At 54.2% G+C, this 24362-nt stretch carries 34 protein-coding genes; 3 read left to right on the plus strand and 31 right to left on the minus strand.

Annotation, left to right across the window (positions count from 1 at the left end; all coding sequences use genetic code 11):
• Window positions 1-3: 3 nt before the first annotated feature.
• The 13 genes from rplX to rpsJ all read right to left on the minus strand — a co-directional run bounded on the left by rplX (window position 4) and on the right by rpsJ (window position 6575).
• The gene (rplX, locus tag ACLHDD_RS13700) at window positions 4-318 is read right to left on the minus strand and encodes a 50S ribosomal protein L24 (protein WP_003850150.1); all 315 of its coding nucleotides are present in this window, start codon (window positions 316-318) and stop codon (window positions 4-6) included.
• Between the two features lie 10 nt (window positions 319-328).
• On the minus strand, window positions 329-700 hold the full coding sequence (gene rplN / locus ACLHDD_RS13705) for a 50S ribosomal protein L14 (RefSeq protein ID WP_006120590.1): 372 nt from the start codon (window positions 698-700) through the stop codon (window positions 329-331).
• Between the two features lie 922 nt (window positions 701-1622).
• The gene (gene rpsQ / locus ACLHDD_RS13710) at window positions 1623-1877 is read right to left on the minus strand and encodes a 30S ribosomal protein S17 (RefSeq protein WP_313656354.1); all 255 of its coding nucleotides are present in this window, start codon (window positions 1875-1877) and stop codon (window positions 1623-1625) included.
• On the minus strand, window positions 1877-2068 hold the full coding sequence (gene rpmC / locus ACLHDD_RS13715) for a 50S ribosomal protein L29 (protein WP_003850146.1): 192 nt from the start codon (window positions 2066-2068) through the stop codon (window positions 1877-1879). Before rpmC ends, rpsQ begins: the two co-directional genes overlap by 1 nt.
• The gene (gene rplP, locus ACLHDD_RS13720; RefSeq protein ID WP_015962145.1) at window positions 2068-2478 is read right to left on the minus strand and encodes a 50S ribosomal protein L16; all 411 of its coding nucleotides are present in this window, start codon (window positions 2476-2478) and stop codon (window positions 2068-2070) included. Before rplP ends, rpmC begins: the two co-directional genes overlap by 1 nt.
• Before the next feature lie 12 nt (window positions 2479-2490).
• Complete coding sequence (gene rpsC, locus ACLHDD_RS13725; RefSeq protein ID WP_008927135.1) at window positions 2491-3189, minus strand: 30S ribosomal protein S3; 699 nt, start codon at window positions 3187-3189, stop codon at window positions 2491-2493.
• 17 nt (window positions 3190-3206) lie between these two features.
• Entirely contained in the window at window positions 3207-3539 is a 333-nt protein-coding gene (gene rplV / locus ACLHDD_RS13730; protein ID WP_046289651.1) for a 50S ribosomal protein L22, read from the minus strand.
• 13 nt (window positions 3540-3552) lie between these two features.
• Window positions 3553-3831 carry a 30S ribosomal protein S19 gene (rpsS, locus tag ACLHDD_RS13735; protein ID WP_001138115.1) on the minus strand — a complete coding sequence of 93 codons (279 nt, stop codon included), beginning with the start codon at window positions 3829-3831 and terminating at the stop codon, window positions 3553-3555.
• A 16-nt stretch (window positions 3832-3847) separates the two neighbouring features.
• Window positions 3848-4669 (minus strand): 50S ribosomal protein L2, encoded by an 822-nt coding sequence (gene rplB, locus ACLHDD_RS13740; RefSeq protein ID WP_009087588.1) that lies wholly within the window; start codon window positions 4667-4669, stop codon window positions 3848-3850.
• Between the two features lie 17 nt (window positions 4670-4686).
• Window positions 4687-4989, minus strand: coding sequence for a 50S ribosomal protein L23 (gene rplW / locus ACLHDD_RS13745; protein WP_003850708.1), 303 nt, complete (start codon window positions 4987-4989; stop codon window positions 4687-4689).
• On the minus strand, window positions 4986-5591 hold the full coding sequence (rplD, locus tag ACLHDD_RS13750) for a 50S ribosomal protein L4 (RefSeq protein WP_009087590.1): 606 nt from the start codon (window positions 5589-5591) through the stop codon (window positions 4986-4988). Before rplD ends, rplW begins: the two co-directional genes overlap by 4 nt.
• A 10-nt stretch (window positions 5592-5601) precedes the next feature.
• Window positions 5602-6231 carry a 50S ribosomal protein L3 gene (gene rplC, locus ACLHDD_RS13755; protein WP_313656355.1) on the minus strand — a complete coding sequence of 210 codons (630 nt, stop codon included), beginning with the start codon at window positions 6229-6231 and terminating at the stop codon, window positions 5602-5604.
• Between the two features lie 32 nt (window positions 6232-6263).
• The gene (rpsJ, locus tag ACLHDD_RS13760; protein WP_001181005.1) at window positions 6264-6575 is read right to left on the minus strand and encodes a 30S ribosomal protein S10; all 312 of its coding nucleotides are present in this window, start codon (window positions 6573-6575) and stop codon (window positions 6264-6266) included.
• 394 nt (window positions 6576-6969) lie between these two features.
• On the opposite strand from rpsJ, the gene ACLHDD_RS13765 reads away from it, so the two are divergent.
• A complete protein-coding gene (locus tag ACLHDD_RS13765) occupies window positions 6970-7740 on the plus strand; it encodes a prepilin peptidase (RefSeq protein ID WP_427104531.1) in 771 nt (256 codons plus the stop codon).
• Here the strand turns inward: ACLHDD_RS13765 and bfr are convergent.
• From bfr to fkpA, 11 genes are all read right to left on the minus strand, one after another.
• The gene (gene bfr / locus ACLHDD_RS13770; RefSeq protein ID WP_111140929.1) at window positions 7727-8200 is read right to left on the minus strand and encodes a bacterioferritin; all 474 of its coding nucleotides are present in this window, start codon (window positions 8198-8200) and stop codon (window positions 7727-7729) included. The two genes, ACLHDD_RS13765 and bfr, sit on opposite strands and share 14 nt — an antisense overlap.
• A 99-nt stretch (window positions 8201-8299) precedes the next feature.
• A complete protein-coding gene (gene bfd, locus ACLHDD_RS13775) occupies window positions 8300-8494 on the minus strand; it encodes a bacterioferritin-associated ferredoxin (protein WP_313656358.1) in 195 nt (64 codons plus the stop codon).
• 169 nt (window positions 8495-8663) lie between these two features.
• Window positions 8664-9848 (minus strand): elongation factor Tu, encoded by a 1185-nt coding sequence (tuf, locus tag ACLHDD_RS13780; RefSeq protein ID WP_242281354.1) that lies wholly within the window; start codon window positions 9846-9848, stop codon window positions 8664-8666.
• Window positions 9849-9915: 67 nt separating this feature from the next.
• Complete coding sequence (fusA, locus tag ACLHDD_RS13785; protein ID WP_427104532.1) at window positions 9916-12030, minus strand: elongation factor G; 2115 nt, start codon at window positions 12028-12030, stop codon at window positions 9916-9918.
• Between the two features lie 90 nt (window positions 12031-12120).
• Window positions 12121-12591, minus strand: a complete 471-nt coding sequence (rpsG, locus tag ACLHDD_RS13790; RefSeq protein WP_009087603.1) for a 30S ribosomal protein S7 — start codon at window positions 12589-12591, stop codon at window positions 12121-12123.
• Window positions 12592-12687: 96 nt separating this feature from the next.
• Window positions 12688-13062, minus strand: a complete 375-nt coding sequence (rpsL, locus tag ACLHDD_RS13795; RefSeq protein ID WP_003852912.1) for a 30S ribosomal protein S12 — start codon at window positions 13060-13062, stop codon at window positions 12688-12690.
• 124 nt (window positions 13063-13186) lie between these two features.
• Window positions 13187-13474: a sulfurtransferase complex subunit TusB gene (gene tusB / locus ACLHDD_RS13800; RefSeq protein ID WP_427104533.1), complete on the minus strand. Its 288-nt coding sequence runs from the start codon at window positions 13472-13474 to the stop codon at window positions 13187-13189.
• 9 nt (window positions 13475-13483) lie between these two features.
• Complete coding sequence (gene tusC, locus ACLHDD_RS13805; RefSeq protein ID WP_427104534.1) at window positions 13484-13843, minus strand: sulfurtransferase complex subunit TusC; 360 nt, start codon at window positions 13841-13843, stop codon at window positions 13484-13486.
• Window positions 13843-14229: a sulfurtransferase complex subunit TusD gene (gene tusD / locus ACLHDD_RS13810; protein WP_427104535.1), complete on the minus strand. Its 387-nt coding sequence runs from the start codon at window positions 14227-14229 to the stop codon at window positions 13843-13845. The genes tusC and tusD overlap by 1 nt, the downstream gene beginning before the upstream one ends.
• Window positions 14229-14951 carry a helix-turn-helix transcriptional regulator gene (locus tag ACLHDD_RS13815; protein ID WP_111139695.1) on the minus strand — a complete coding sequence of 241 codons (723 nt, stop codon included), beginning with the start codon at window positions 14949-14951 and terminating at the stop codon, window positions 14229-14231. Before ACLHDD_RS13815 ends, tusD begins: the two co-directional genes overlap by 1 nt.
• Before the next feature lie 166 nt (window positions 14952-15117).
• Window positions 15118-15966, minus strand: a complete 849-nt coding sequence (gene fkpA / locus ACLHDD_RS13820) for an FKBP-type peptidyl-prolyl cis-trans isomerase (RefSeq protein ID WP_427104536.1) — start codon at window positions 15964-15966, stop codon at window positions 15118-15120.
• Between the two features lie 269 nt (window positions 15967-16235).
• On the opposite strand from fkpA, the gene ACLHDD_RS13825 reads away from it, so the two are divergent.
• On the plus strand, window positions 16236-16454 hold the full coding sequence (locus ACLHDD_RS13825) for a SlyX family protein (protein ID WP_427104537.1): 219 nt from the start codon (window positions 16236-16238) through the stop codon (window positions 16452-16454).
• Between the two features lie 93 nt (window positions 16455-16547).
• Here the strand turns inward: ACLHDD_RS13825 and slyD are convergent, their stop codons facing one another.
• The 4 genes from slyD to kefG form a co-directional block, all read right to left on the minus strand.
• Window positions 16548-17102, minus strand: coding sequence for a peptidylprolyl isomerase (gene slyD, locus ACLHDD_RS13830; protein WP_033734137.1), 555 nt, complete (start codon window positions 17100-17102; stop codon window positions 16548-16550).
• Window positions 17103-17299: 197 nt separating this feature from the next.
• Window positions 17300-17494 carry a YheV family putative zinc ribbon protein gene (locus ACLHDD_RS13835; RefSeq protein ID WP_010253033.1) on the minus strand — a complete coding sequence of 65 codons (195 nt, stop codon included), beginning with the start codon at window positions 17492-17494 and terminating at the stop codon, window positions 17300-17302.
• A 23-nt stretch (window positions 17495-17517) separates the two neighbouring features.
• Window positions 17518-19323: a glutathione-regulated potassium-efflux system protein KefB gene (kefB, locus tag ACLHDD_RS13840; RefSeq protein ID WP_427104538.1), complete on the minus strand. Its 1806-nt coding sequence runs from the start codon at window positions 19321-19323 to the stop codon at window positions 17518-17520.
• The gene (kefG, locus tag ACLHDD_RS13845) at window positions 19324-19875 is read right to left on the minus strand and encodes a glutathione-regulated potassium-efflux system ancillary protein KefG (RefSeq protein ID WP_111139700.1); all 552 of its coding nucleotides are present in this window, start codon (window positions 19873-19875) and stop codon (window positions 19324-19326) included. It abuts the gene before it with no gap.
• A gap of 112 nt (window positions 19876-19987) precedes the next feature.
• On the opposite strand from kefG, the gene ACLHDD_RS13850 reads away from it, so the two are divergent.
• On the plus strand, window positions 19988-21892 hold the full coding sequence (locus ACLHDD_RS13850; protein ID WP_427104539.1) for an ABC transporter ATP-binding protein: 1905 nt from the start codon (window positions 19988-19990) through the stop codon (window positions 21890-21892).
• Window positions 21893-21934: 42 nt separating this feature from the next.
• On the opposite strand, the gene tauD is transcribed toward ACLHDD_RS13850, so the two are convergent.
• From tauD to tauB, 3 genes are read right to left on the minus strand one after another with little or no spacing between them, the layout of a single operon-like run.
• Window positions 21935-22774, minus strand: coding sequence for a taurine dioxygenase (gene tauD, locus ACLHDD_RS13855; RefSeq protein ID WP_427104540.1), 840 nt, complete (start codon window positions 22772-22774; stop codon window positions 21935-21937).
• Window positions 22771-23598: a taurine ABC transporter permease TauC gene (gene tauC / locus ACLHDD_RS13860; RefSeq protein ID WP_427104541.1), complete on the minus strand. Its 828-nt coding sequence runs from the start codon at window positions 23596-23598 to the stop codon at window positions 22771-22773. Before tauC ends, tauD begins: the two co-directional genes overlap by 4 nt.
• Window positions 23595-24362: a taurine ABC transporter ATP-binding subunit gene (gene tauB / locus ACLHDD_RS13865; protein ID WP_427104542.1), complete on the minus strand. Its 768-nt coding sequence runs from the start codon at window positions 24360-24362 to the stop codon at window positions 23595-23597. Before tauB ends, tauC begins: the two co-directional genes overlap by 4 nt.

Consider the following 24362-nt stretch of genomic DNA (forward strand, 5'->3'; position numbering starts at 1 on the left):
AAATTACTTGATAGTTTCGCTATTAGACTTAAAGAAACGGACTTTTTTACCGTCTTCAAATCTAAAGCCTACACGGTCAGCCTTACCAGTTGCCGCGTTGAACAGTGCAACGTTAGAAACCTGAATAGCAGCTTCTTTTTCAACGATGCCACCTGGCTGGTTCAGAGCCGGGACCGGCTTCTGATGTTTTTTCACCAGGTTGATACCTTCAACGATGACCTTACCAGAAGACAGGACATTCTTAACTTTACCGCGCTTACCTTTATCTTTACCGGTCAACACGATAACTTCGTCGTTACGACGGATTTTAGCTGCCATTGTTCGCTCCTTAGAGTACTTCTGGTGCCAGAGAGATAATTTTCATGAACTTTTCAGTACGAAGTTCACGAGTTACCGGCCCAAAAATACGCGTACCGATAGGCTGCTCACTGTTATTGTTCAGAATAACGCATGCATTACCATCGAAGCGAATGACAGAACCGTCCGGGCGACGAACACCCTTCCTGGTGCGCACCACTACCGCCTTCAGGACATCACCTTTTTTCACTTTACCACGCGGAATTGCTTCCTTGATGGTAACTTTGATGATGTCACCGACGCCTGCGTAGCGACGGTGCGAGCCACCCAGAACCTTGATACACATTACGCGACGTGCACCGGAGTTGTCGGCGACGTTCAGCATAGTCTGTTCTTGGATCATTTTAGTGCTCCGCTAATGTCAACTACTACTTCGGGACCTAAACCTCAGGTCGTTAGAAAGCCCCATAATTGAGGGCGCGGCATTGTAACACCGGTTCTCACAGATGGGTAGAAAAAATAAACGGCTCTCAATCGAGCCGCTGATTTTCCCTGATGACAGGGAGGGCGTATTCTAGGGAATAGTGCGAACAGTAGCAAATGTAATCTGCCTTATTTTTCGTCGATCTCTGAATAAAGTACATTACTGGCGGCACCCGCCTCTTTTTCAGGCAGTTCGTTGTGCTGCTGCATCGTCACTGATCGGGCAATTACTGGCCTTTACCTGCCTGATGTCTGACTTATCCGTCAATCATGCTGTAATGAGCTGTTAAGAATGCACCCGTCTGCCCTGCCCCGTTCCCGATGTCCCTCTCGCAGCAGGCCAACACGGATGCGTATGTATAACAGCGTCCTCTAATCGGGCATTTCGCATCATCGGCCAGTGAGGCTTGTTGCGGTTTCCTGAAGCGTTGACGCCTTTCTGCCCTGTTCCGCGCAACCTTCTGTCGCCATTTCCCTGCCTTCGCCGTCATAGCAGATGTATTCGCTCTTTGCATGAGTAGCGCAGCGAGGAAACTGCATTGTTACACCGTGCAGAACAGGTGAATGTGGCCATACTGCCGTATTGTTAACAGCGGAGGGTCTGCTAAGTACCGTGAATTCACCAACCTGCGATCAACACACCCAGTAACCGGTCGCCCGCTTTAATGGAAGAGGTTTCCATAGCCATGTCACCGCATCGCTTTCACAGACGGACCAGCTGAAATATTCAGATTCGGATAAGCGTGGCGAGGCCGCATAAAACAGAATGCAGCCCTGCCTGAATGCTGACCAAAAAAAACCCCCTGCCGAAGCAGGGGGTTTCTCAGAAAAAACAGTTCCTGTTACAGGATTGCTTTTTCGATTACGCGAACCAGGGTCCAGGATTTGGTCTTGGACAGTGGACGGCATTCGCGGATTTCTACCACGTCACCAATTCCACATTCATTGTTCTCGTCATGGATGTGCAGCTTAGTCGTACGCTTAATGAATTTGCCGTAGATCGGGTGTTTCACGAAACGTTCGATAGCAACAACTGCAGATTTCTGCATTTTGTCACTTACTACACGACCCTGCAGAGTACGGATTTTATCGGTCATTACGAACCCGCCTTCTCAGTCAGTAAAGTCTTAACGCGTGCAACATCACGGCGAACCTGCTTCAGCAGATGAGTCTGCTGCAGTTGGCCAGATGCTGCCTGCATGCGCAGGTTAAATTGCTCACGCAGCAGATTAAGCAGCTCAGTGTTCAGCTCTTCGACGCTTTTTTCACGCAGCTCAGTTGCTTTCATTACATCACCGTCTTAGTTACAAAGGTGGTTTTGATAGGCAGTTTTGCTGCTGCCAGCTTGAATGCTTCACGGGCCAGCTCTTCTGATACGCCGTCCATTTCATACAGGACTTTACCAGGCTGGATCAGGGCAACCCAATACTCTACGTTACCCTTACCTTTACCCATACGCACTTCCAGCGGCTTCTCGGTGATCGGTTTGTCCGGGAATACACGGATCCAGATCTTACCTTGACGCTTAACTGCACGGGTCATAGCACGACGTGCTGCTTCGATCTGACGAGCAGTCAGACGACCACGGCCAACAGCTTTCAGACCGAAAGTACCGAAGCTGACATCCGTACCCTGCGCCAGACCACGGTTACGGCCTTTGTGCACTTTACGGAATTTCGTACGCTTTGGTTGTAACATCAGCGACTCTCCTTACTTACGGCCTTTACGCTGCTGCTTTTTAGGTTGAGCAGCCGGTTCCGGTTGTTCAACAGCAGCCATACCACCCAGGATCTCACCTTTGAAGATCCATACCTTAACGCCGATTACACCATAAGTGGTGTGCGCTTCAGAGGTGTTGTAGTCAATGTCAGCACGCAGAGTGTGCAATGGCACGCGACCTTCACGGTACCATTCGGTACGTGCGATCTCAGCGCCACCCAGACGGCCGCTAACTTCAACTTTAATACCCTTCGCGCCAAGACGCATGGCGTTCTGAACTGCACGCTTCATAGCACGACGGAACATCACACGACGCTCCAGCTGTGAAGTGATGCTGTCAGCTACCAGTTTCGCGTCCAGTTCCGGCTTGCGGACTTCGGCGATATTGATCTGCGCAGGAACGCCAGCGATTTTCGCGACGACGGTGCGCAGTTTCTCGACATCTTCACCTTTCTTACCGATAACGATGCCCGGACGAGCAGTGTGAATGGTCACACGGATGCTCTTCGCTGGACGCTCGATAACGATACGAGAGACAGACGCTTTAGCCAGTTCTTTAGTCAGGAACTGACGTACTTTAAAATCGCTGTCCAGGTTGTCAGCGAATTCGTTGGTGTTCGCAAACCAGGTAGAGTTCCATGGTTTTACAATACCCAGGCGAATACCATTAGGATGTACTTTCTGACCCATTGCTAGTCTCCAGAGTCTCAGCGATCGGACACAACCACAGTAATGTGGCTGGTGCGCTTCAGGATGCGATCTGCACGACCTTTGGCACGCGGCATAATGCGTTTCATGGTCGGACCTTCATCAACGAAAATTTTCGTGATTTTCAGATCGTCGATATCAGCGCCATCGTTGTGTTCGGCGTTAGCAATGGCAGATTCCAGAACTTTCTTGACCAGTACAGCCGCTTTCTTGTTGGTGTAGGTCAAAATGTCCAGAGCCTGCGACACTTTCTTACCGCGAATCAGGTCAGCAACAAGGCGAACCTTCTGAGCAGAAGAACGAGCGTGGCGATGTTGAGCAATAGTTTCCATCTCTTCCTCCTACTTATTTCTTCTTGGCTTTTTTATCAGCCGCGTGACCGCGATAAGTACGTGTCGGCGCGAATTCACCCAGTTTGTGACCAACCATTTCGTCGGAAACAAAGACAGGAACGTGCTGACGACCATTATGGACAGCGATGGTCAAACCGATCATGTTAGGAAAGATCGTTGAACGACGGGACCAAGTGCGCAAAGGCTTCTTGTCACCGCTTTCCACCGCTTTCTCTACCTTCTTCAGCAAGTGCAGGTCAATAAAAGGACCTTTCTTGAGAGAACGTGGCATGGCTTATCCTCTAATATTATTTGCTACGGCGACGTACGATAAATTTATCGGTACGCTTGTTGCTACGGGTCTTCTTACCTTTGGTCTGAACGCCCCACGGTGAAACCGGGTGCTTACCAAAGTTACGACCTTCACCACCACCGTGCGGGTGATCAACTGGGTTCATCGCGGTACCACGAACGGTCGGACGAACACCACGCCAACGGGCTGCACCAGCTTTACCCAGAACGCGGAGCATGTGCTCAGCATTACCGACTTCGCCCAGCGTTGCGCGGCAGTCAGACTCGACTTTACGCATTTCACCTGAACGCAGACGCAGGGTAACGTAAGAACCTTCACGCGCAACGATCTGCACGTAAGCACCGGCTGAGCGAGCAATCTGACCGCCTTTGCCTGGTTTCATTTCTACGTTATGCACGGTTGAACCCACCGGGATGTTACGCATCGGCAGAGTGTTACCTGCTTTGATCGCAGCATCAACGCCAGATTGGATCTGGTCGCCGGCTTTCAGGCCTTTAGGGGCCAGGATGTAACGGCGCTCGCCGTCTTTGTACAGAACCAGTGCGATGTTCGCAGAGCGGTTCGGATCGTACTCAAGACGTTCAACAACTGCCGGGATACCGTCTTTGTTGCGTTTGAAGTCAACAATACGATAAGCCTGCTTGTGACCACCACCGATGTGACGGGTAGTGATACGACCATTGTTGTTACGGCCACCGGATTTGCTGTTTTTTTCTACCAGCGGGGCAAATGGTTTGCCCTTGTGCAGCTCCGCGTTTACCACTTTAACTACATGGCGACGACCCGGAGATGTCGGTTTACATTTAACAACTGCCATTGTCTTTCTCCTCCGACTTACTCAGCGCCGCCAGCGAAGTCCAGATTCTGGCCTTCTTTCAGGGTGACGTAAGCTTTTTTCCAGTCGCTACGACGACCGATACGCTGTCCTTGACGCTTAACTTTGCCCTTAACTACCAGGGTGTTTACGTCTTTAACTTCTACTTCGAACAGTTTCTCAACAGCAGCAACGATCTCTGCTTTGGTCGCGTCATTAGCAACTTTGAGAACGATGGTATTGGTTTTTTCCATCGCGCTAGATGCTTTTTCAGATACGTGCGGCGCGCGCAGTACTTTCAGCAGACGTTCTTCACGGATCATGCCAGCATCTCCTCAACTTGCTTAACTGCGTCAGCAGTCATAACGACTTTGTCGAAGGCGATCAGGCTAACTGGGTCGATACCTGATGCATCACGCACGTCAACCTTGTACAGGTTACGGGCAGCCAGGAACAGATTCTCATCCAGTTCACCGGTGATGATCAGCACGTCTTCCAGCGCCATGTCTTTCAGTTTCTGTACCAGCAGCTTAGTTTTCGGCGCTTCTACAGCAAATGATTCGACAACGATCAGACGATCTTGACGTACCAGCTCGGACAGGATGCTTTTCAGCGCGCCGCGGTACATCTTTTTGTTAACTTTTTGACTGTGGTCCTGCGGCTTCGCAGCAAAGGTCACGCCACCTGAACGCCAGATTGGGCTCTTTACAGAACCTGAACGCGCACGGCCGGTGCCTTTCTGACGCCAAGGCTTTTTGCCTGAACCAGTTACTTCGGCGCGAGTTTTCTGCGCACGAGTACCCTGACGGGCGCCTGATGCGTAAGCAACAACAACCTGGTGAACCAGCGCTTCGTTGAAATCACGACCGAAGGTAGTTTCGGAAACAGTCAGCGCGCTCTGCGCGTCTTTCAATACTAATTCCATTGCTATCCCCTTACGCCTTCACAGCTGGTTTAACAATCAGGTCGCTACCGGTAGCACCGGGAACTGCACCTTTAACCAGCAGCAGGTTGCGCTCAGCGTCAACACGTACTACGTCCAGACTCTGAACGGTTACGCGCTCATTACCCAGCTGACCTGCCATTTTCTTGCCTTTGAACACTTTGCCCGGAGTCTGGTTCTGACCGATAGAACCCGGAACGCGGTGAGACAAGGAGTTACCGTGAGTCGCGTCCTGGGTACGGAAGTTCCAGCGCTTAACGGTACCTGCGAAACCTTTACCTTTAGAGGTACCGGTTACGTCAACTTTCTTAACTTCAGCGAAAATCTCAACGCTGATGCTCTGACCTACAGAATATTCTTCACCTTCAGCGGTGCGGAATTCCCACAGACCACGGCCAGCTTCAACGCCAGCTTTAGCAAAATGACCAGCTTCAGGTTTGGTCACACGGTTTGCTTTTTTAGCACCGGTGGTAACCTGAATTGCCTGGTAACCATCGTTTTCCAGGCCTTTGACCTGAGTAACGCGGTTCGCTTCAACTTCGATTACGGTGACGGGGATAGAAACGCCATCTTCATTGAAGATGCGGGTCATGCCCACTTTTTTACCGACTAAACCAATCATTGTTTCAACCTCTCAATCGCTCGATGACCTGATTAACCCAGGCTGATCTGCACGTCAACACCGGCAGCCAGATCCAGACGCATCAGAGCATCAACGGTTTTTTCAGTTGGCTCAACGATGTCTACCAGACGCTTGTGAGTGCGAATCTCGTACTGATCACGCGCATCTTTGTTGACGTGCGGAGAGATCAGAACGGTAAAACGCTCTTTGCGGGTTGGCAGCGGGATTGGACCACGAACCTGCGCACCAGTGCGCTTGGCGGTCTCAACGATTTCCGCGGTTGATTGATCGATCAGACGATGATCAAACGCTTTAAGACGGATACGGATTCTTTGGTTCTGCATGAGACCAGAGCTCCAAACTTTTTATAGACGAAAAAAATTACTACTCGAACCCATTACGATTGATGGGAGAGTGTAATCGTTCAGCATATAACTCCCCAATTGGGAGTATTGTCAGGCGGCCTAAAATTCAGCCGTCTGCGATTCTGCTCGAATCGCGCCTGCAATATCTGCAGGCCCGCGCATTATACGTAAATCTGTTCAGGAAGCAACCCATGTTGTGGTTTTCGCGGGTAAATAGTGGCACGTCGATGAGATGGGCCTCGCATAGTGCTGTCGACTGACGGAGAACGCCTCCCTTCGGCTGTGGGCCGCCCTCCATCACGCTGGATTCGCTGATGACGCAGACCTTATTGCCTGTGAAACTCTGCCTGTCTCTATTATCCGGAGCCCTATCATGGTCCCTGTTGTTATCACTTATCTTGCGGCGCTTGCAGGCGGGGGCGCACTGGGCAGCTTCCTGTCGCTGGCCTGCGCGCGCTTTACCCCTGCCCTCTCACCAGCGCAGTGGTTTGCCACACTGTGCTTTCCTGCCTCACGAGGCGACTGTTGCCAGAAACGCCTGTTATGGCGCGACACCCTGCCGCTGATAAGCTGGCCAGCTTTGAGAGGACGCTGCCGCATCTGTCAGCAACCATTTGACGCAGGCAGTTTTCTTACTGAAGGGCTGTTCGCCCTGCTCTGTCTGCTGGTAATGCAAAGCGTTGATAGCGTTTCAGACAGAATTTACCTCATCGCGGCCGCCAGCCTTTTATTCCTGCTTTCAGCCATTGATCGCCGCTGCTTCTGTCTGCCAGACCCGCTTAACTATTTGCTGCTCTGGCTGGGATTGCTCCACGCGACTCAGACAGGCAGCGAAGCAGCGGCCATCTATGGCGCAATAATGGGCTATTGTTCGCTGTGGCTGCTTGCCTGGGGCTTTCGCAGCGTGCGGGATGTGGAAGGACTGGGCTATGGTGATATCAAGCTTTTTGCTGCGCTGGGCGCCTGCTGTGGCTGGCAGGCCCTGGCCAGCATTGCGCTGGGGGCAACGCTGCTGGCGCTGATAGCCATTTTCGCCGTTCAACGGCGGGATTTGAGGCCGGACAGTCTGCTGCCCTTCGGCCCATTTCTGGCCATTGCAGGCTGGGTCACCCTTGCGCTTCAGACGCGGTTCACTCTTCTTTGATCTGAGCCTGCAGGTAGTTCTGGATGCCCATCATCCGGATTAATTCCAGTTCAGTCTCAATCCAGTCGATGTGATGCTCTTCATCGGCCAGAATCTCAATCATCATATCGCGGCTGACATAGTCATGCACTTTGTCAGCGTAGGCGATCGCTTCGCGAAGATCCTTCGCGCCCTCCAGTTCCAGACTCAGATCTGAACTGAGCATCTCCTCAACGTCTTCACCGATACGAAGTCGTCCCAGGTCCTGAAGGTTGGGTATCCCCTCAAGAAAAAGAATGCGCTCAATGTACTTATCAGCATGCTTCATCTCATCAATTGATTCGTGGTATTCCACATCATTGAGACGGGTCAGGCCCCAGTTTTTAAACATGCGCGCATGCAGAAAATACTGGTTAATGGCAACCAGTTCATTTCCCAACAGTTTATTCAGATGACTGATGACTTTGATATCGCCCTTCATTATCAACCCTCCACGTCCGGTTTATTAGAGCGTAGATGCGGTTAAAAAGAAGTCAAAAAGCCGTGACGGAAATTGTGGGTATTCACACACAGATGGGCGTCAGGCAATCTCTTTGTAGAGCGGCGCGTGCTGCAGCTCAGTTTCCATAATTTCTCGCGCAGCACGAATGCATTTACCACACTGTTTGCCAACAGGCACGAACTGGCGGAGCTGCTGAATAGATTTGGGCTGGTAGCGACGCACAACTTCACGAAGGGTTTTATCACTGATGGCATTACACAGGCAGACGTACATTGATTCATCACTCGGGTACATTTTGCACACAGTGTAAATGCGAATCGTTTTTATTACAAACCCACCCTTTACAGGGTTATCCCGGATCCCGCGCAAAAAAAAAGAGCACCGAAGTGCTCTTTTTTCTGTGTTGCAGTGGCCGTTTTCACGACCACAGCAGATATCACAATTAAGCGATAACTTTAGCAACAACACCCGCGCCAACGGTACGGCCGCCTTCGCGGATTGCGAAGCGCAGACCTTCGTCCATTGCGATTGGGTGGATCAGGGTAACAACCATTTTGATGTTGTCGCCTGGCATGACCATTTCAACGCCTTCTGGCAGCTCTACTGAACCGGTCACGTCAGTGGTACGGAAGTAGAACTGTGGACGGTAGCCCTTGAAGAACGGAGTATGGCGGCCACCTTCGTCTTTGGACAGAACGTAAACTTCTGACTCGAACTGGGTGTGTGGCTTGATGGTGCCTGGCTTAGCCAGAACCTGACCACGCTGGATGTCTTCACGCTTGATACCGCGCAGCAGAACACCACAGTTTTCGCCTGCCTGACCCTGGTCCAGCAGCTTACGGAACATCTCAACACCGGTACAGGTTGATTTCGCAGTATCTTTGATACCCACGATTTCAACTTCGTCGCCGACTTTAACGATGCCGCGCTCAACACGACCGGTAACAACGGTACCACGGCCAGAGATTGAGAATACGTCTTCGATTGGCAGCAGGAACGGCATGTCGATCGCACGCTGAGGTTCTGGGATGTAGTTGTCCAGGTGTTCAGCCAGCTCGATGATTTTCGCTTCCCACTCTGCTTCGCCTTCCAGCGCTTTCAGCGCAGAACCACGAACGATTGGTGTGTCGTCGCCTGGGAAGTCATAAGCTGACAGCAGGTCACGAACTTCCATCTCAACCAGTTCCAGCAGCTCTTCATCATCAACCATGTCACACTTGTTCAGGAACACGATGATGTAAGGAACGCCAACCTGACGACCCAGCAGGATGTGCTCGCGGGTCTGTGGCATCGGGCCATCAGTCGCAGCAACAACCAGGATCGCGCCGTCCATCTGCGCAGCACCGGTGATCATGTTTTTCACATAGTCGGCGTGGCCTGGGCAGTCAACGTGTGCATAGTGACGAGTCGGGGTTTCATACTCAACGTGTGAAGTGTTGATGGTGATACCACGAGCTTTCTCTTCTGGTGCGTTATCGATCTGATCGAATGCACGTGCCTGGCCACCGTAAGTTTTAGACAGTACGGTGGTGATAGCTGCAGTCAGGGTGGTTTTACCGTGGTCAACGTGACCGATGGTGCCCACGTTTACGTGCAGTTTGTTACGCTGAAATTGCTCTTTCGCCATGGCGATAATTCCTTACGTTGTGCCTTCACCCTCGGGTGAAGGCATCAGTTCAAATTTAAACCGTAGCTTATTTGCTACGAGCTTCAATAACGGCCTGCGCTACGTTGTTCGGCGCATCGTCATACTTCAGGAACTCCATGGAGTAAGAAGCACGACCTTTGGTCAGAGAACGCAGCTGAGTTGCGTATCCGAACATTTCAGACAGCGGAACTTCAGCGTGAATCTGAACGCCAGTAGCGTTAGATTCCTGCCCTTTAAGCATACCACGACGACGGCTAAGGTCACCGATGACATCACCTGTGTTCTCTTCCGGCGTTTCAACTTCAACCTTCATGATAGGCTCAAGCAGAACGGGTTGCGCTTGTTTGAAGCCCTGTTTGAAGGCGATAGACGCAGCCAGTTTGAACGCCAGTTCTGAGGAGTCGACATCATGGTAAGAACCGAAGTGCAGACGAACGCCCAGATCCACAACCGGGTAACCAGCCAGTGGGCCTGATTTCAGCTGTTCCTGGATACCTTTGTCAACCGCAGGGATGTATTCGCCAGGAACCACACCACCTTTGATATCGTTGACAAATTCGTAGCCTTTCGGGTTCGAACCTGGCTCAAGTGGGTACATGTCGATAACAACATGACCGTACTGACCACGACCACCAGACTGCTTGGCGTGTTTACCTTCAACGTCGGTAACTTTAGAGCGGATCGCTTCACGGTAAGCAACCTGTGGTTTACCCACGTTTGCTTCGACGTTGAATTCACGCTTCATACGGTCAACGATGATGTCGAGGTGCAGCTCACCCATACCGGCGATGATGGTCTGGTTAGATTCTTCATCAGTCCATACGCGGAATGATGGGTCTTCTTTAGCCAGACGGCCCAGAGCCAGACCCATTTTTTCCTGGTCAGCTTTGGTTTTTGGTTCAACGGCGATAGAGATTACCGGCTCCGGGAACTCCATGCGCTCAAGGATGATGACGTTATCCGGGTCACACAGGGTGTCACCAGTAGTCACATCTTTCAGGCCGATCGCAGCTGCGATATCGCCCGCACGGACTTCTTTAATTTCTTCACGCTTGTTAGCGTGCATCTGAACGATACGGCCCAGACGCTCACGGTTTGACTTAACCGGGTTGAACACGGTGTCACCAGTGTTAACAACACCAGAGTAAACGCGGAAGAAGGTCAGGTTACCTACAAACGGGTCGGTAGCGATTTTGAACGCCAGTGCTGCAAACGGCTCGTTGTCATCTGAATGACGAACAGCCGGCGTGTCTTTACCGTCGTCCAGCATACCGTTGATCGCGGTAACGTCAGTCGGTGCTGGCAGATATTCAACAACTGCATCCAGCATCGCCTGAACACCTTTGTTCTTAAAGGCAGAACCACAGGTTACCAGGATGATTTCGTTGTTCAGAACGCGCTTACGCAGAGCAGTTTTGATCTCTTCTTCGCTCAGCTCTTCGCCGCTGAAGAATTTCTCCATCAGCTCTTCAGAAGCTTCTGCAGCTGCTTCGATCAGCTTGCCGCGCCATTCTTCAGCCAGTTCCTGCATATCAGCTGGAATATCTTCGTAGTCGAAGGTTACGCCCTGATCGGCGTCGTTCCAGTTGATTGCTTTCATTTTCACCAGGTCAACAACACCGGTGAATTTCTCTTCTGCGCCGATAGCCAGCTGCAGAGGAACTGGAGTTGCGCCCAGACGAACTTCCATCTGATTAACAACTTTCAGGAAGTTAGCACCCATGCGGTCCATTTTGTTAACGAACGCGATGCGTGGAACTTTATATTTGTTAGCCTGACGCCATACGGTCTCAGACTGTGGCTGAACGCCACCAACTGCACAGTAAACCATTACCGCGCCATCAAGCACACGCATAGAACGTTCAACTTCGATGGTGAAGTCAACGTGTCCTGGGGTGTCGATGATGTTGATGTGGTGTGGTTCAAACTGCTTGGCCATACCAGACCAGTAACAGGTGGTCGCAGCGGACGTGATGGTAATACCACGTTCCTGTTCCTGCTCCATCCAGTCCATGGTTGCTGCGCCGTCGTGTACTTCACCAATTTTGTGGTTTACACCGGTGTAGAACAGAACGCGTTCGGTAGTGGTAGTCTTACCGGCGTCGATGTGCGCACTGATACCGATATTACGGTAGCGAGCAATGGGTGTTTTACGAGCCATTTGATTCCTCTGATTCTCGGACGTTCAAGGTAAGTCGACCCCAGCGGGTTGGCTATCTGAGCGCCCGCTGGTTTAACAACTACGTGGTTATTACCAACGGTAGTGAGCGAACGCCTTGTTGGCTTCTGCCATGCGGTGAACGTCTTCACGTTTCTTAACTGCAGTACCTTTGTTCTCTGCAGCATCAGAAAGTTCGTTCGCCAGGCGGAGAGCCATTGATTTATCACCGCGTTTACGAGCAGCATCTACGATCCAGCGCATTGCCAGGGCATTACGACGAACCGGACGGACTTCAACTGGTACCTGATAAGTAGAACCACCAACGCGACGTGACTTAACTTCGACAGTCGGACGTACGTTTTCCAGAGCTACTTCAAAGGCTTCCAGGGAGTTTTTACCTGAACGCTGAGCCAGGGTCTCAAGCGCGGTATAAACGATAGATTCTGCAGTAGATTTTTTACCATCTACCATCAGGATATTTACAAATTTGGCCAGCAGCTCTGATCCGAACTTAGGATCTGGCAGAATTTTACGCTGACCAATGACGCGACGACGTGGCATGGAAATACTCCGTTGTTAATTCAGGATTGTCCAAAACTCTATGAGTTTATTTTGACATTTAATTTAAAACGTTTGGCCTTACTTAACGGAGAACCATTAAGCCTTTGGCTTCTTCACGCCGTACTTGGAGCGAGCCTGCTTACGGTCTTTAACACCTGAGCAGTCCAGCGCGCCACGAACGGTGTGGTAACGCACACCTGGCAGGTCTTTTACACGACCGCCACGGATCAGGATCACGGAGTGCTCCTGCAGGTTGTGACCTTCACCGCCGATGTAGGAGGTGACTTCAAAACCGTTAGTCAGACGCACACGGCAAACTTTACGCAGTGCGGAGTTTGGTTTCTTAGGAGTGGTGGTGTACACACGAGTACAAACGCCACGTTTTTGCGGGCAAGCTTCCAGCGCCGGCACGTTGCTCTTTGCAACTTTGCGGACGCGTGGTTTGCGAACCAGCTGGTTAACTGTTGCCATTAAATAGCTCCTGGATTTGCTTTTGCTTCGTAAACACGTAATAAAACGCCTCGTAGAATTACGAGGAGGCAGAATTTTAGGGCTGCGTCAAAGGGGTGTCAAGAAATAACCAGGTTTTAGCCGATCACCAGGCCATTTGTTGCGGGTGCCTGATCGTTAACGTGACAAACCCATTATAGTCTACGGATTGTACACTGGTTGAAATTTGTCCAGCGAGCCCGCGCGCCTGGACATCTTCCTCCAGTACCCACAGCGTCGCCGGGCTGGCGGCCAGCCGCTGCAGTGCGCGACTGCCCGCCACGGCTGCCAGTACACCATCCTGCAACAGCAGCAGGTCATCTCCGGCTTCTGTCATTGATATCAGCGTTTCAAGATCGCTGTGTGACGGGGAGTGCAGTAACGTATGCAGCATGCGCGCCTCTTAAAAAGTCAGGATGCGGTCGTAGCTGGCCAGGGTCTGGCGCAATGCGGGCGCATCCAGCAGCGTAACGTCCAGCAACCGCTCTGCCTCCGTATCCAGTCCGCGTGCCAGCAGCGATGTCCGGCAGAGATAGCACTGCTCAATGTCATATAAAGCCAGCACCCCAAACGTGGCCGCATAATGGCGACTCTTTATCAGCCCGGGTTGCTGATGCAGATTAAGCTGCAGTACGCCATCGCCAATAAAAAACAGGCCGATATCTTCGCTGAGCGCGCCCGTTGCCAGCGCCGCGTCCAGCCCTTCACGTCCGGCACTGCTACCGTGCGGTGCCCGAGTAAACACAAATGCGACCCGATTCATCAGAACTGCACCAGACGTTCGCAGCGCAGTGCCGCCTCGGCCAGCGCACCCAGTCCGCTCAGGGTAAAGCCCGGCTGCAGGTTACTGCCTGCCAGCTGAAGCCGGGCCGACTCCTGCGAATCGCTCACGCCACGCCGCAGTGCGGCCGCCACACAGATATTCAGTGCCACACCCTGCTCCTGATGTAATGTCTGCCACGCCCGAACCAGATCGAACTCATCGCTGGCTGGCGCAGTGAGCTGGTTCGCGTTCAGCACCCCTTCCCGATAGAAGAAAACGCTGTCAAGCTCATGACCCGCCGTCAGCAGCGCACGGGCAAACAGCCAGGCGCTGGTCGCCTGTTGCGTACCATAAGCCGGACCGGTGACCAGCAGGGTATAACGCATTACCTTTCCTGCCCCTGGAAGTCGCCATTTTTAAACTGGCGAATATAGAGATAGACCGTGTGCTTCGAGATGTTCAGGCGATCCGCAACCTGGTTAATCGCATCCTTGATATCGAAGATCCCCTTCTCATACAGATTCAGCACAATCTGACGATTCTTGGCGTTGTTTGAGACATTGCGGTCCGCACTCACCTCTTCGATGGTGAACTCCAGCGTCTGCATCACCAGGTCGTCTACTGAGCTGGCGAAGTTAACGCTGGAATCCACCTGCTGCATTTCAGGTGGCATAAAGGTCGACATAATCTGCGAGAACGGCACATCCAGATTCATGTTGATACAGAGCAGGCCAATCACCCGCTGCTGGCGGTTACGGATAGCGATGGTGACCGACTTCATCAGCACGCCGCTTTTGGCCCGGGTGAAATAGGCACGCGACACATTACTGTCTGCCCCATGCATATCGTGCAGCATACGCAGTGCTAAATCGGTAATTGGCGAACCGACTTTACGTCCCGTGTGCTCACCATTGGCGATACGCACCGCCGAACATTTCAGGTCTTCAAGCGAATGCAGGACAATTTCGCAATGGGAGCCGATCAGCATGGCCAGGCCATCGACGACAGCCTCGTACGATTTCAGAATATCGTAATCAGTTTGTTCGAACGGGCGCTGTTCAAGCAGATCGAAGTCGCTCAGTTCACCCGGATTGAATGGATTAGACATTGAAGAGTTTCACCCTGAATGGCTGGAGCCTGTCACAGCGGCTTATGGGCAGACTCAATATTGGGATAATTTGGCAGGCATTAGTCTGGCAAATGTCGTCGGCTTATGCCAGAGGTTTGTCGTGAAGCAGAAATGAAACCGCCGCCCGGAGGCGGCGGCTGGCAGATTACTGCGCTTTCGGTGCAGCGGCAGCAGGCGCTGGTGCCTGTGCTTTTTCATCGGCCTTTGGCGCCGGTTTGATATCCAGCAGCTCAACGTCAAACACCAGGGTGGAATTCGCCGGGATACCTGGCACGCCGTTCTTACCGTAAGCCAGCTGTGGTGGGATCACCAGCTTGATCTTACCGCCTTTCTTCACGTGCTTCAGACCTTCAGTCCAGCCCGGAATCACGCCATCCAGACGGAATGAGAGTGGCTCGCCGCGGGTATAAGAGTTATCGAACTCGGTGCCGTCGATCAGCGTACCTTTATAGTTCACCACAACGGTGTCGCTGTCTTTAGGCGCATCACCGGTACCCTCTTTCTCGACTTTATAGAGCAGGCCGGTTTCAGATTTCTTCACGCCGCTCTCTTTAGCAAATTTGGTTGCGTAAGCTGCGCCCTTATCCGCGTTCTCTTTCGCATCTTTTTCCATTTTTGCTGAGGCAGCGCCTTTCACGCGGCCTTCGAAGGATTGCAGCGTCTGCTCAATCTCTTCATCAGAGAGTTTACTCTTGCCACCAAATGCATCCTGAACACCTGCGATCAGCTGCTGCTTATCCAGTTTGATGCCCAGTTTTTCCTGCTCCTTCAGGGAGTTGTCCATGTAGCGACCCAGCGAAGCACCCAGTGCGTAAGCAGACTGCTGGTCTTCATCTTTGAAGGCCGCATTTTTCGGTACCTGTGGCGCAGTCTGTGCCGCCGCAGCCGGTGCAGCCTGTGGCGCTGCTGCTGAGTCTGCCGCCATGGCCAGCGGAGCATTCAGCGCAACGGCCATCGTGGTAGCTAACAATGTGACTTTAAACAGTGATTTCATCCTTTCTCCAAAACCGAAGCGTCTAACCTCGGGAAACATTGCGGACTTGAGGGTCCACACTATAACTTTACGTGGCAGTGTCGAACACTCCCACAATGTAATTACCCGGTCTACCTCCGACCTTTATAACATCGGGAAGTTTCATCAGAGATGATGCCGCACCGCCTTTTTTCAAGCGCAACGCCTGCGAACGTGAAAAAAACAGGTGATTCCTGGCAGTCAGGTCGTAGAATCATGCCCCGAATCGCACCTTAACAGAGGAACAGGTCATGCAACAATCCGAGTGGGAACGGCGTCTGGAGACGTTAGAAAGCAAACTGGCCTTTCAGGAGATGACGATTGATCAGCTGAACAATGCGGTGGTGGAGCACGAACTGCAGATGAGTAAGCTGCGGGAGCAGATGCGCATTTTAACCGACAAGCTCAAGGCGAATGCGCCCTCGATGGTCGCCTCTCAATCTGAAGAAACCCCACCGCCGCACTATTAAGCGCGGCCTGGCTGGCGTTTATCAGACCCGCCAGACCCGATGAGCGCCAAAAGAAAGGCCACCCGGAGGTGGCCTTGAACGGTCTGTCAGGACTTAGTGGCTGCAGCCACAGCCGCCTGTGCCACAACCGCCTTTACCGTGATCGTGGTCGTGATCATGACCGTGATCGTGATGATGGCCATCAGCACCATGAACATGGCCATGAGCCAGTTCTTCTGGTGTGGCTTCACGGATAGCGACCACTTCAACGTTGAAGTTCAGGTTCTGACCCGCCAGCATGTGGTTACCATCAACCACGACGTGATCGTCTTCCACTTCGGTGATTTCTACCGGTACCGGCCCCTGATCGGTTTCTGCCAGGAAGCGCATGCCAACCTGCAGTTCATCCACGCCCATGAAGACGTCTTTAGGAACGCGCTGCACCAGGTTATCGTCATACTGACCGTAAGCGTCGTTTGCCGGGATATGCACGTCAAACTTGTCGCCGGCAACGTGGTTTTCCAGCGCATTTTCCAGACCAGAAATCAGGGAACCATGACCGTGCAGGTAGTCTAACGGTGCGCTCACCGGTGACTCGTCAACTAACACGCCGTCTTCTGTACGTACCTGATAGGCCAGGCTTACCACCAGGTCTTTTGCTACTTTCATGATATCTCCTAACCGTTGAGAACTGAGATCCCGTCTCATTGGTCTATTCTTGCGTGCAATAACACCAACCAGAAAGGTTCGGGGCTGAGTGCAAGAGGGATTTCACTTTCTCTTGCGACTCCAGCCTTAATGGCGTCAATTGTAACGGAATTCAATGCCGCTGTAAGTTTACGCGTGAAAAAAGCTGGTCGTTTGCGCTATTCCGGATGGAAAATACCGATAACCTGCTCATTCGTGCGGACCTGATCGCGGGCCTGCTTGTCGGCCTCACGCATCTGATGACCACATTTCACGCACTCCACCACATCAACATTATTCTCACGCCACATCGCCAGCGTGTCCTTCTCCTGGCAGTGCGGACATGTCGCACCTGCAATAAAACGTTTACGCATCAGCTTCTGCCTGTCTAAAGAGGTTATTGGTCATCGTCCCAGCCGTCGATCTGCCGCTTCTCACGCTGCATTTCACGCTGGAAGATATCTTCCAGTTCACGCCGTGCTTCACGAACGCGTGAAGCCTGTGCGCTTTCAGCCGGGTTCGGCATCAGCTCGCGCAGCATCCGCATATCAAGCCGGCGGAAATGCTGCTGGGCGCGGTGCGCCTGATGCGGATGCATCCCCAGCGACATCAATGTTTTGCGCCCCAGCTCCAGCGCACTGGAGAAGGTTTCTCGCGAGAACTGCGTTACGCCGGCCTGTAACAGCTCATGTGCTTCCACACGTCCACGGGCACGCGCCTGAATCTGCAACTGCGGAAAGTGCTGCTGGCAGAGCTGCACGATTGTCATCACATCTTCCGGTTCGCTACAGGTAATCACTATTGACTGGGCGCTGGCCGCACCAGCGGCCCGCAGCAGTTCAAGCTCGGTAGCGTCGCCGTAATAGACCTTATAGCCATATTTGCGCATCAGGTTGACCGCACTGATGTCGCGCTCCAGCACGGTGATGCGTTTGTTATTCGCCATCAGCAGACGCCCCACCACCTGACCGAAGCGACCAAAGCCCACCACGATTACCTGCGGCTGATCGTCTTCAACAAAATGCTTTTCAGCCTCGTCGTCCGGCTCGTTAAAGCGTCGCGCCAGCAGACGATCGATCCCCTGCATCAGCAGCGGCGTGGTCATCATCGACAGCGTGACGGTGACCAGCAGCATCGGCAACTGATCGCCGGCAAACAGTTTTGCCGACGACGCCGCAGAAAAAAGCACGAAAGCGAACTCGCCTCCCTGGCTCAGCACGCCCGCAAACTGCTGCCGCTCGGAGCTGCGCAGGCCATAAATACGGGCCAGCAGATAGAGCACCACCGTTTTTACAGCCACCAGCGTGATCACGCCCAGCAGAATGGTCACAATATGGGTATAGAGCACCCCGAGGTTGAGTGCCATGCCCACCGAGATAAAGAACAGCCCCAGCAGTAACCCTTTAAACGGCTCGATCGCGACTTCCAGCTCGTGACGATACTCGCTCTCCGCCAGCAGGATACCGGCGATAAAGGTGCCCAGCGCCATCGACAGCCCCAGTGCATCCATAAAGAGCGCCGAGCCCAGGACCAGCAGCAGCGACGCCGCCGTAAAGACCTCGCGCACACCCGATGCAGCGATGTAGCGGAAGATGGGCCGCAGCAGATAGCGTCCGCCCACCAGCATCCCGGCGAAGGCCACGACCTTCATGCCGACTTTCATCCAGTCGATGTGGCCGCTGTCGGTGCCCGCCAGTAGCGGGATCAGCGCCAGCGCAGGAATAACCGCGATATCCTGAAACAGCAGCACCGAGAAGCCCAGTTGCCCCGCTTCGCTGCGGTTCATGCCCTTGTCCATCATCAGCTGCAGCGCCATGGCGGTCGAGGACATCGCCAGTCCGATGCCGCCAATGATCGCCGCCTGCCAGCTAAAGTCAGTGAGCCATAACAAACCGCCGAGTATCGCGGCAGAGAAGATCACCTGCGCTGCGCCGACTCCAAAAATGGAGCGGCGCAGCGCCCACAGCTTTGCCGGATTCAGCTCCAGCCCGATGATAAACATCAGGAAGACCACACCCAGCTCAGAAAAATGAAGAATCTCTTCGACGTCACTGATAAAGCCTAATCCCCACGGGCCGATAGCGATACCCGCGACCAGATAGCCCAGCACGGCACCAATCCCCAGGCGAGCGGCGACCGGTACCAGTAAGACCGCCGCGACCAGATAGATCACCCCGGCGGTCAGCAGCGTTTGTCCTTCCATCTATACTCCTCCGTTCGGCAGCGGTGCTGCCAGCCAGTCGCCATAGGCGCGGGCGTAGTTTTTCATTAATTCCGGCCCCTGACGACGCGCCCAGTAGACGATCATCGGCGGCATCCAGTGCATCCGGCACATCTGCGCGGTCAGCTCAAAAGGACGCATAATGTCATTAAGCGAATAGCGGTTCAGGCCCTGCTGTTTAAAGGCACTTTCCGGCTCTCCGGTGGTGACGACGCTGCGCCAGTACTTCCCTTCCAGCGCGTTGCCATCCACGCCGTTAGCAAAGCCACGTGACAACACGCGATCCAGCCACTCTTTCAGCAAGGCCGGACAGCTATAGGTATAGAGCGGATGTTGAAAAATAATGACATCATGCTCACGCAGCAGCTGCTGTTCGTGGTGAATATCAATAAAAAAATCCGGATAGGTCGCGTACAGATCGTGCACGGTGACATGTTCCAGCGCCTGAGCCGGCTGCAGCAGAATCCGGTTAGCCACCGAATCCTGTAATTCCGGATGAGCAAAAAGCAGTAATACCCTGGGTGGCTGCGACATCCTTTCCCTCCAAAGCGTCGTCATTGAGGCGGTTTTCCGCTACCATGCACGACGCAGCAAAATCTCATTATGTTGCCAGTAAATTAACATATTCTGACGATACGGCGCTTACATGATTGTCTTCTCTGCCTTACAAATTCGCCGCGGCATCCGCGTCCTGCTCGACAACGCCACCGCTACCATCAATCCGGGTCAGAAGGTCGGGCTGGTGGGGAAAAACGGCTGTGGTAAATCCACGCTGCTGTCGCTGTTAAAAGGTGAAATCACCAGCGATGCCGGCACCGTCACCCTTCCGGCGCACTGGGCGCTGGCCTGGGTGAATCAGGAAACTCCGGCGCTCGACAAAGCCGCGCTGGAGTACGTCATTGACGGTGATCGCGTCTATCGCCAGCTGGAGGCAGAACTGGCGGACGCGAATCAGCGTGACGATGGCAATGCCATCGCACTGCTGCATGGCAAACTGGATGCAGTGCAGGCGTGGAGCATCCATGCACGCGCCTCAAGCCTGCTGCACGGTCTGGGCTTCAGTCAGGAGCAGCTGCAACGCCCGGTCAGCGACTTCTCGGGTGGCTGGCGCATGCGACTCAACCTGGCGCAGGCGCTGATTTGCCGCTCTGACCTGCTGCTGCTGGATGAACCGACCAACCACCTGGATCTCGATGCCGTGATCTGGCTGGAGCGCTGGCTGAAGAGTTATGAAGGCACGCTGATCCTGATCTCACACGATCGTGATTTTCTCGATCCGGTCGTCGACAAAATCATTCATATCGAACAGGCATCGATGTTCGAATATACCGGCAACTACAGCTCCTTTGAGCGGCAGCGCGTCGCCAAACTGGCGCAGCAGCAGTCGCTGTATGAGAGCCAGCAGCAGAAAGTGACGCACCTGCAAAGCTATATCGACCGTTTCCGCGCTCAGGCTACCAAGGCGAAGCAGGCACAGAGCCGCATTAAGATGCTGGAACGCATGGAGATGATCGCGCCCGCCCATGTCGATAACCCGTTCAGCTTCACCTTCCGCAAGCCGGAAAATCTGCCTAATCCGCTGCTGAAGATGGAGAAGGTTACCGCGGGTTATGGCGATCGCATTATTCTGGACGCCATCAAACTTAACCTGGTGCCGGGTTCGCGCATCGGCCTGCTGGGACGCAACGGTGCCGGTAAATCGACGCTGATTAAGCTGCTGGCGGGTGAGCTGGAGGCGATGGAGGGCAAGGTCGGGCTGTCGAAAGGGATCAAGCTCGGTTACTTCGCTCAGCATCAGCTGGAATATCTGCGGGCCGACGAATCGCCGCTTCAGCATCTGGCGCGTATTGCGCCCAACGTGCTGGAGCAACAGCTGCGCGACTATCTGGGCGGTTTCGATTTCCGTGGCGATAAGGTGACGGAACACACGGCGCGCTTCTCCGGCGGCGAAAAAGCACGACTGGTGCTGGCGCTGATTGTCTGGCAGCGCCCTAACCTGCTGCTGCTGGATGAACCGACCAACCACCTCGATCTTGATATGCGTCAGGCGCTGACCGAGGCGCTGATCGACTTCGAAGGTGCGCTGGTGGTGGTCTCGCACGACCGTCATCTGCTGCGTGCCACCACCGACGACCTCTATCTGGTGCACGATGGCAAAGTCGATGTATTTGCCGGGGATCTTGACGATTATCAGCAGTGGCTGAGCGACCTGCAAAAGCAGCAGGCACAGCAGGAGGCCGCGCCGAAGCAGGATAACGGCAACAGCGCCCAGGCGCGCAAAGATCAGAAGCGCCGTGATGCCGAACTGCGTACCCAGACGCAGCCGCTGCGTAAAGAGATCGAGAAACTGGAAAAGCAGATGAGCAAGTGGCAGAGCCAGCTCGCCGGGGCGGAAGCGCAGCTCTCTGACAGTGCGATTTATGAGCCGGGACGTAAAGCCGATCTGACCACGGCGCTGCAGCGTCAGGCGGAGAGTAAATCGGCGCTGGAAGAAGCTGAGATGGCGTGGCTCGACGCGCAGGAACAGCTCGAACAGATGATGCGTTCCTGACATGCGGGCGTTCTCCCTGCACGCAGGGAGAACGCAGCGCGCTTAGCGGGGTTTGTCGCCCAGCACCGTCGCCCGCTGCATGACCCGCCGGGCAGGATAGTAGTCAGCATTGGCATAATGCTGCGTCACCCGGTTATCCCAGATAGCCAGATCGTCTGGCTGCCAGCGCCAGCGCACCTGGAACTCCGGTTTGGTGACGTGGGCAAACAGAAAGCGCAGCACCGCATCGCTCTCTTTCTCGCTAAGATCCACGATTCGCGTAGTAAAACCCTCATTCACAAACAGCGCTTTCCTGCCGCTGACCGGGTGGGTACGGATTACCGGATGCTGCACCGGTGGATGCTTCGCCACCGCCTGCTGCCAGCGCTGGTGCTCCTCTTCCGTTTTACGGTATTTAAACTCCTGGAAAGACTTTTTAAAATCATGCTCGGCGTGAAGATTGGCCAGCAGCTGTTTAAAAGGTTCAGAGAGCGCCTCGTAAGCCGCGATCCCGCTGGTCCAGAGCGTATCGCCGCCCGCTTCCGGCAGCACCTTTGAGGCCAGCAGGGCGATAGCTGGTGGCGTGTCGATAAAGGTGACATCGGTGTGCCAGTTGTCGTTGTCCGGCGGATTATCCTGGTGGGTATCCAGCACGATAATCTCCTCCACGCCCTCTGCATGGGGGTAGACCGGATGAATATGCAGATCGCCAAAGCGGACCGCCAGCGCCCGGTGCTGTTCCGGCGTGATTTTCTGGTCGCGCAGAAACAGCACCTGATAACGCAGCAGGCCGTGATAGAGCTGCTCAAACTGCGCATCGCTCAGCGGGCGGGAAACATCCAGGTTTGAAACCTGCGCGCCAATCCAGGGACCAAGCGGGGTAAAACTGAGACGTTCATTCATGACTGTTCTCCACTCCAGGGGGTCAGGCGACGCTGCAACGCGCGCAGCCCGAGTTCTAAACTAAAAGCGATAAGGGCGATCACCGCGATCCCCGCCAGCACCACATCCGTGGCGAGAAATTCTCCCGCAGACTGCACCATAAATCCCAGGCCCCGGGTGGCGGCAATCAGCTCCGCCGCCACCAGGGTGGACCAGCCCACCCCCAGGCCAATACGCAGTCCGGTGAGGATCGCCGGCAGGGCTCCGGGCAGAATCACCCAGCGCAGCAGCTGCCAGCGATTCGCCCCCAGTGAACGCGCCGCCCGCAGTCGCACCTGCTGCGTGTTACGCACGCCCGCCAGCGTCGAGAGCGTGACCGGCGCGAAGATGGCCAGATAGATCAGCAGGATCTTCGAGGTTTCCCCAATGCCGAACCAGATCACCATCAGTGGCAGATAGGCGAGCGGCGGAACCGGCCGATAGAGTTCAATCAGCGGATCGAGCAGCCCGCGTGCAACCGGGCTAAGCCCCATCAGAATACCCACCGGAATGCCAATCGCCGCCGCTGCCGTCAGCGCAATCAGCATCCGCGTCAGGCTGGCGGCCAGATGCTGCCACAGTGTGGCGTCCATAAAGCCCTGCGCGCTGGCGATCACCAGCAACCTGCTGAACACCTGCTGCGGCGACGGCAGAAAGAGCGGTGCGATCAGATCCAGCGCGGTCACGCCCCACCAAATCAGTAACAGCAGTGAAAGGCTCAGCAGGCTAAGGGTAAAAGGGATCGAAAAAGGCCAGCGCAGGCGACGACGAACCGGCAAAGACTTGTCATGAATGAATGCGCTCATGCAAACGCCTCCCGCTGGTCGAATACCCGGCTCAGCACATATTCTCGCTGGGCGATAAAGTCCGGATCGGATTTGATGCTGCGACACGACTCGCCCGCACTAAAGCGCCGACCAAAGTCAGGGCGCAGCCGCTCAACGATGCGGCCTGGCCCTGGCGACAGCAGGATCAGTTCACTGGCGAGAAAGATTGCCTCTTCTATATCGTGGGTAATCAGCAGGATCTGTTTGCCGCTGTCGCGCCACAGCGTCAGCAGCAGGGTCTGCATCTGCTCACGGGTAAAGGCATCCAGCGCGCCGAACGGTTCATCCAGCAGCAGCAGTTGCGGATCGGTAGCCAGCGCACGCGCGATGCCGACCCGCTGGCGTTGACCGCCGGAGAGCTGCCAGATGGCGCGCTTCTCAGCGCCTTCCAGCCCGACCTGCCTGATAAGCTTTCGCGCAATAGTCTCGCGTGCCTGACGCGCCATCCCCGCCAGCTGCAGACCAAAGGCCACATTCTCCAGCACGTTGCGCCACGGCAGCAGACCTTCATGCTGAAACACCACGCCGCGCTCCGCGCCTGGTCCGGTCACCGGCTGGTTGTCCAGCGTGATGCTGCCCGACTCCACCGGCAGGAATCCGGCAACCAGATTGAGCAGGGTCGTTTTGCCACAGCCCGACGGGCCGAGCACCACCAGCAGTTCATGGCTCTCCAGCTGCAGGTTGATATCCTGCAACACCGGCTGTCCGGCATAGCGTGCATTGAGGTGAGCGATGCGCAGCAT

The sequence above is a fragment of the Pantoea sp. NSTU24 genome, assembly GCF_050157905.1.
GTDB lineage: Bacteria > Pseudomonadota > Gammaproteobacteria > Enterobacterales > Enterobacteriaceae > Pantoea.